The following is a 5,772-nucleotide window of genomic DNA, read 5'->3' as shown; positions in this document are numbered from 1 at the left end:
CGCCCCGTGCCGGCGGTGCGGGGACCGTGACCAGCCCCGTGGCGGACCGTCCGCCGCCTCCCCGGAGTTCACGGCCGGGAGACGGACGGGTCCGCCGCCCGGGCGGGCCGGGCGCCCGACGCGCCGCCCTCCCGGGTGCCACCACTCTCCCGTCTCCGCAGGTCGGCGGCCATCCGCTGACGTACTCAACCGTGGATCTGAGTATCCGTACTCAGTCCGCCGACCGCCGGAACCGGGACGTGCGTCCGCGGCGTCCCGGGTGCCGGTACCGTACGGCGGGCCGGGCGGAGCCGGCCCCCGAGGTGACGCGACGACGAGGAGGGGGACGAGATGACGGTCCTGCCGCTGATCTTCACCAGCGGACTGGCCAGCGGCATCAACGCCTACGCGGTGGTGCTGCTGCTCGGCCTGCTGGGCAGGTTCGCCGACGCGGACTCGGTGCCGCAGGCACTGGAGCGCACGGACGTGCTGATCGTGGCCGGCCTGCTGTTCGTGCTGGAGGCGGTGGCCGACAAGATCCCGTACGTGGACAGCGTCTGGGACGTCGTGCACACGGTGATCCGACCGATCGCCGGTGCCACCGTCGGCGTGCTGATCGCGAGCAACGACCCCGGCTCGCTCAGCGAGGTCGCGGCCGGCGCGATGGGCGGCGCTTCGGCCCTGGTCAGCCACCTGGTGAAGGCCTCGCTGCGGATGGCCGTCAACACCTCCCCCGAGCCGGCCAGCAACATCGTGGTCAGCATGGCCGAGGACCTCTCGGTGGCCGGCCTGATCACCCTGGCGATCTTCCACCCCTGGCTGGCCGCCACGGTCGCCGCCGTGGTCCTGGCCGCCGGCCTGCTGCTGGTCTGGCTGGCGATCAGCCGGATCCGTGCCTTCCGGGCCCGCCGCCGCGAACGCCGGGCCACCCGGGCGGCGGGCGGCGCGCAAGCCTCGTCCTAGGATCAGGTGCCATGGCACGGATCGTCATCATCGGCGCAGGAATGAGCGGGCTCGCGGCGGCCTCCCGGCTGGGGACCCTCGGCCACCGGGTGACGGTCTGTGAGGCGAGCGGCACCCACGGGGGCATGGTCGGGCGGTACGAGCGCGACGGCTTCGCCTTCGACACCGGGCCCGGCCTGCTCGCCCTCCCAGCGGTCTACCGCGACCTCGCCCTGAAGACCGGCAAGGAGCCGCTGGAACAGCTGGTCGAGCTGGCCCCGGTCGACCCGGAGAGCCGGCACCTGTTCGCGGACGGCACCGTCGTCACTCTGCCGAACGCCTCCCGCGGCGGCGTCAGCCAGGCGCTGGACGCCGCCTTCGGCACGGGCTCCGGCGCCCGCTGGAGCGAGGTGATGAACCACGGCCGGACGGTCTGGGAGGCCACCCGCCGCCCGTTGCTGGAGGAGCCTCTCCCGGCCGACCACGGCATCCTATCCCCGGCCGACCGGGCTCTGCTGGGCACCGATCCGTACCCCGTCCCGCCGCGCACCGGCCTGGCCCGCCTGCGCCGCCCGCAGCCGTGGTCCCTGGAGCACGTGGCCGCGCGCGAGCTCGACGACCACCCCGGCCTGACCGCCCTGCTGTTCGAGCCGGCCGTCCGGTACGGCTTCACCCCGGCCGAGGCGCCCGCCGGGGCCACCGTGCTGCCGTACATGGAGCAGTCCTTCGGCGTCTGGTACGTCCGGGGCGGCCTGCGGGCCCTCGCGGACGCGGTGTTCCGACGCTGCGAACTGCGCGGGGTCGAGTTCCGCTTCGACACCCCGGTCACCCGGGTGGTCGTCGAGGGCGGCCGGGCGAGCGGGGTCGAGACGGCGGACGGCCGGATCGACGCGGACCTGGTGATCTCGGCGATGGACACCAACGCCCTCTACCGCCACGGCCTCGCCGAGTGGCCGGGGTTGCCGGTCGACCACTGGGAGCCGCAGGAGGTGCCCGGCCGGTTCAGCGTGCTGCTCGCCCTGCGCGGGCCCCGGCCGGAGGGCACCGCGCACCGCACGGTGGTGCACGCGGCCGATCCGGCCGAGGAGGCGAACGCGCTGACCCTCGCGGTGCCGCCCTGCGAGCGGCCCACCGTCCAGGTGCTGCGTCCGGACGACCCGGCGCTGCGCCCCGACGACGGGCACGAGAGCGTGGTGCTGACCGCGACCGTCCCGGCCCAGGGCGAGTTCGACTGGACCGCCCCGGGCGTCGCCGACCGCTACGCCGACCGGCTGCTCGCCCACGTGGACGCGGCCGGCCTGGGCCTGCGCGAGCGGGTGCTGTGGCGGGTCGTGCGCACTCCGGAGGACACCCGCGGGGAGACCGGTGCCCTCGGCGGGGCGGTCGCCCGTCCGGTCCTGGCCGGCTCCGCGGGCGGGTGGCTGAAGGCCGCCAACGAGTCCCCCGTCCCCGGCCTCTACCTGATCGGCGGCAACGCCCACCCCGGCGGCGGCCTCGCCCGCGTCGGCATGTCGGCCTGCATCACCGCCGGGCTGATCGGCCCGGCGTAGGCCCCGACCGGGCCGGCCCGGTCGGGTCAGCCCTGGTGCCAGGTGTTCTGCTGCTGGTAGCCGTGGTTCTGGTCGTACTCCGGCTGCTGCGGGATGCCCTGGATGTGCTGGTCGGGCTGGGGCTGCCACTGCTGCTGGGGCTGGGCGTTCGGGTCCCAGGCCTGCTGGTGCTGCGGCTGCTGGTAGCCCGCGTACTGGTCCTGCTGCTGGTAGGCGCCGTACGGGTCCTGCTGGTGCTGGGGGTAGCCGCCGTAGGACTGCTGGTCGTAGGCGAAGGCGGGCTGCTGCTGGGTCTGCCACTGCTGCTGGTCGTAGCCGGCCTGGTAGGCGGCGGCGTACGGGTCCTGGGGCTGCTGCTGGACCTGCGGCTGCTGCTCGTAGTACGCGGGCGCGTAGACGCCGTCCTGGGCGAGCTCCTGCATCTCGAAAGCGGCGGTCTGCTCGACCTCCGGCACCTCGTCCGGCACCGGTGCGGCGGCCGGGGGCTCCTCGACGGCGCCGACCTCGCCGACCCGCTCCTCGGCGACGGCGACGGCCGCCACCGCGGCGGCGCCGCCGGTGAGGGCGCCGAGCAACGGCACCTTGGCGAGCGGGCCGGGCAGGCTGCCGTCGGGCTTCCGCAGGGACCAGCCGGCCCGGTAGCCGCGCTTGACCGAGAGGGTGACGAAGGTCTGGCCGACCGCGAACAGCACGGCACCGGCCCCGATCACCACGACCGAGCCGAGGCTCATCCCGGCGGCCACGCCCAGGAAGCCGGCCAGGGCCAGGACCCTCCAGTGCAGCGGTGCCCGGTTCTGCAGCAGCACCTCCGCGACCAGCCAGAGCGCCACCACCGCCAACGCGGCGTACAGCAGCAGGTATCCGATGCCCATCCGCCCGCTACCTCCAGTCGCGTGCCCGCGCGTGTGCGCCGCGCGTGTGCGGCGACTGTACCGGTTCAACGGCCGGGGTACCGCATCGCGTTCCCACAGCCCCGAACACCGGCCGCACACGACCGAGCCCGCCACCGCCGATTCGGTGACGGGCCCGTGAACACCCGGCGTCGGCACCGCGCAGGCGCGGGCTCGGCCCCGTCCGTCAGCGCTGGTGCAGCCCCAGGTTCTGGTAGATCTCCAGCGTCGCCGTCGAGTGGTTCAGCGTGATGAAGTGCAGACCGGGCGCGCCCTCGGCGAGGAGGCGCTCGGCCATCGCCGTGGCGTGCTCCATGCCGATGGCCCGCAGCGCCGCCGGGTCGTCGATGGCCGCCCGCAGGCGGGCCTCCAGGTCGGCGGGGAAGGCCGAGCCGCTGAGCTGCGGGAAGCGCTCCAGCTGCTTGGCGTTGGTGACCGGCATGATCTCCGGGATGATCGGCGTCTCGCAGCCGGCGGCCGTCACCCGGTCGCGCAGCCGCAGGTAGTCGTCCACCTCGAAGAACATCTGGGTGATCGCGTAGTCGGCCCCGGAGCGGATCTTCGCCACGAAGTGCCGGATGTCCTCGTCCCAGTCGGTCGAGCGCGGGTGCATGTTCGGCGAGGCCGCGACGCCGACGCAGAAGTCGCCGATGCCCTTGATCAGCTCCACCAGCTCGTACGCGTAGGTGACGCCCTCGGGGTGCTTGACCCACTCGCCCATCGGGTCGCCGGGCGGGTCGCCCCGGACCGCGAGGACGTTCCGCACGCCCTGGTCGGCGTACTGGCCGATGATGTTGCGCAGCTCCGCGACGGAGTGGTCCACCGCGGTGAGGTGGGCGACCGGGGTCAGGGTGGTCTCGGTGGCGATCCGGCCGACCATGTTGACGGTGCGCTCGCGCGAGGAGCCGCCGGCACCGTACGTCATGCAGACGAAGTTGGGGTCGAGCGGTTCGAGCCGGCGGATGGCGTCCCAGAGCTTCTGCTCGCCGGCCTCGCTGCGCGGCGGCATGAACTCGAAGGAGAAGGAGCGCTTGCCGGCCGCCAGGAGTTCGCGCACCGTCAGTGCGCGATCCGTTCTCGTGGAAGCGATACCGAGTGCCATGCTGGCAGGTTATCGGGCGTCCGAAGGGGCCGGACAGCCGAATTCCACCTATTGAGACAACTGATGGATGGCGTTCCGGTTCGCCCCGGGCCGGTTCCGCGACGTCTCCCCCGCGCACCCCCGCCCCGGCCGATCGCACACCCGTTCCCCGTTGCACCGCTACGCTTGCTGCACCCCAGAGAACCAGCGGAGCCCCATCGTGACCTCGCCCAGCACCCGGCCGGCCAACCCCAGTGCGGCCAACCCCATTGACGTGGAGGACGTCCGCACCCGCGTCAACGCAGCGCTCGCCACGTTCATGGACGGCCAGTCCGTGCTGCTCGCCAAGATCTCGCCCCAGCTGGTCCCCGCCGCCGACGCACTGCGCGACTTCCTGCTGGACGGCGGCAAGCGGCTGCGCCCGGCCTTCTGCTACTGGGGCTGGCGCGGCGCCGGCGGCCCGGCCGGGGGCGCCGACGACGACGCGATCGCCAACGCGGCCGCCGCCCTGGAGCTGCTCCAGGCGAGCGCCCTGGTGCACGACGACCTGATGGACCGCAGCGACACCCGCCGCGGCCTGCCCTCGGTCCACCGCCGCTTCGAGGCGCTGCACCGCGACAGCGGCTGGCGCGGCGACCGCGAGCAGTACGGCGCCTCGGCCGCGGTGCTGCTCGGCGACCTGCTGCTGATCTGGTGCGACGAGCTGTTCCTGCGCTGCGGCCTGGAGCCGGCCGCCGTCCTGGCCGCCAAGCCGGTGTTCGACCTGATGCGCACCGAGGTCATGGTCGGCCAGTACCTGGACGTGCTGGAGCCGGTGGCCGGCGACTCGACGGACGAGGGCGCGCTGGAGCGGGCGCAGACCGTGCTGCACTACAAGTCCGCGAAGTACACCATCGAGCGGCCGCTCCAGGTGGGAGCGCTGCTGGCCGGCGCCGGGCCGGAGCTGGTCGAGGCGTACGGGGCGTTCGGACTGCCGCTGGGCGAGGCCTTCCAGCTGCGCGACGACCTGCTCGGCGTCTTCGGGGACCCGGCCGTCACCGGCAAGCCGGCCGGGGACGACCTGCGCGAGGGCAAGCGCACCCTGCTGGTCGCGCACGCGATGCGTGGCCTGTCGGCCGCCGACGCCCGGTACCTGGACGAGCGGCTCGGCGCCCCGGACCTGGCGGCCCCGGAGGTCGCCGGACTGCGCGAGCTGGTCGCCCGCAGCGGCGCGCCCGAGCTGGTGGAGCGCCGGATCGAGGAGCTGATGCGGCAGTCGCTGGCCGCGCTGGAGGCGGCGCCGCTCGCCGACGAGCAGGCCCGCGCGGTGCTGCTGGCACTGGCCGAGGCC

At 74.2% G+C, this 5,772-nt stretch carries 5 protein-coding genes; 3 read left to right on the top strand and 2 right to left on the bottom strand.

What is annotated here, in order from left to right; all coding sequences use genetic code 11:
* Nucleotides 1-330 precede the first annotated feature (330 nt).
* Entirely contained in the window at nt 331-942 is a 612-nt protein-coding gene (locus tag KS423_RS36735) for a DUF4126 domain-containing protein (protein WP_224284081.1), read from the top strand.
* Nucleotides 943-953: 11 nt separating this feature from the next.
* A complete protein-coding gene (locus tag KS423_RS36730; protein ID WP_224284080.1) occupies nt 954-2,471 on the top strand; it encodes an NAD(P)/FAD-dependent oxidoreductase in 1,518 nt (505 codons plus the stop codon).
* 26 nt (nt 2,472-2,497) lie between these two features.
* On the opposite strand, the gene KS423_RS36725 is transcribed toward KS423_RS36730, so the two are convergent.
* Together KS423_RS36725 and metF are read right to left on the bottom strand one after the other, a co-directional pair.
* Nucleotides 2,498-3,343: a hypothetical protein gene (locus tag KS423_RS36725; RefSeq protein WP_224284079.1), complete on the bottom strand. Its 846-nt coding sequence runs from the start codon at nt 3,341-3,343 to the stop codon at nt 2,498-2,500.
* A 205-nt stretch (nt 3,344-3,548) separates the two neighbouring features.
* On the bottom strand, nt 3,549-4,463 hold the full coding sequence (gene metF / locus KS423_RS36720) for a methylenetetrahydrofolate reductase [NAD(P)H] (protein WP_224284078.1): 915 nt from the start codon (nt 4,461-4,463) through the stop codon (nt 3,549-3,551).
* Nucleotides 4,464-4,662: 199 nt separating this feature from the next.
* Between metF and KS423_RS36715 the strand changes: the two genes are divergently transcribed.
* The coding region (locus KS423_RS36715; protein ID WP_224284077.1) for a polyprenyl synthetase family protein at nt 4,663-5,772 on the top strand (1,110 nt) is incomplete at its 3' end.

It is taken from the genome of Streptomyces sp. LS1784 (assembly GCF_020103755.1).
In the GTDB taxonomy this organism is placed as follows: domain Bacteria; phylum Actinomycetota; class Actinomycetes; order Streptomycetales; family Streptomycetaceae; genus Kitasatospora.
Note: the sequence above shows the minus strand (reverse complement) of the source record. Positions and strands in the feature narration are given on the sequence as shown.

Bases quoted from the DNA above. Each gene is read 5' to 3' on its own strand.
- KS423_RS36725 (WP_224284079.1), bottom strand. From the start codon at position 3,343: ATGGGCATCGGATACCTGCTGCTGTACGCCGCGTTGGCGGTGGTGGCG.
- KS423_RS36730 (WP_224284080.1), top strand. From the start codon at position 954: ATGGCACGGATCGTCATCATCGGCGCAGGAATGAGCGGGCTCGCGGCG.
- metF (WP_224284078.1), bottom strand. From the start codon at position 4,463: ATGGCACTCGGTATCGCTTCCACGAGAACGGATCGCGCACTGACGGTG.
- KS423_RS36735 (WP_224284081.1), top strand. From the start codon at position 331: ATGACGGTCCTGCCGCTGATCTTCACCAGCGGACTGGCCAGCGGCATC.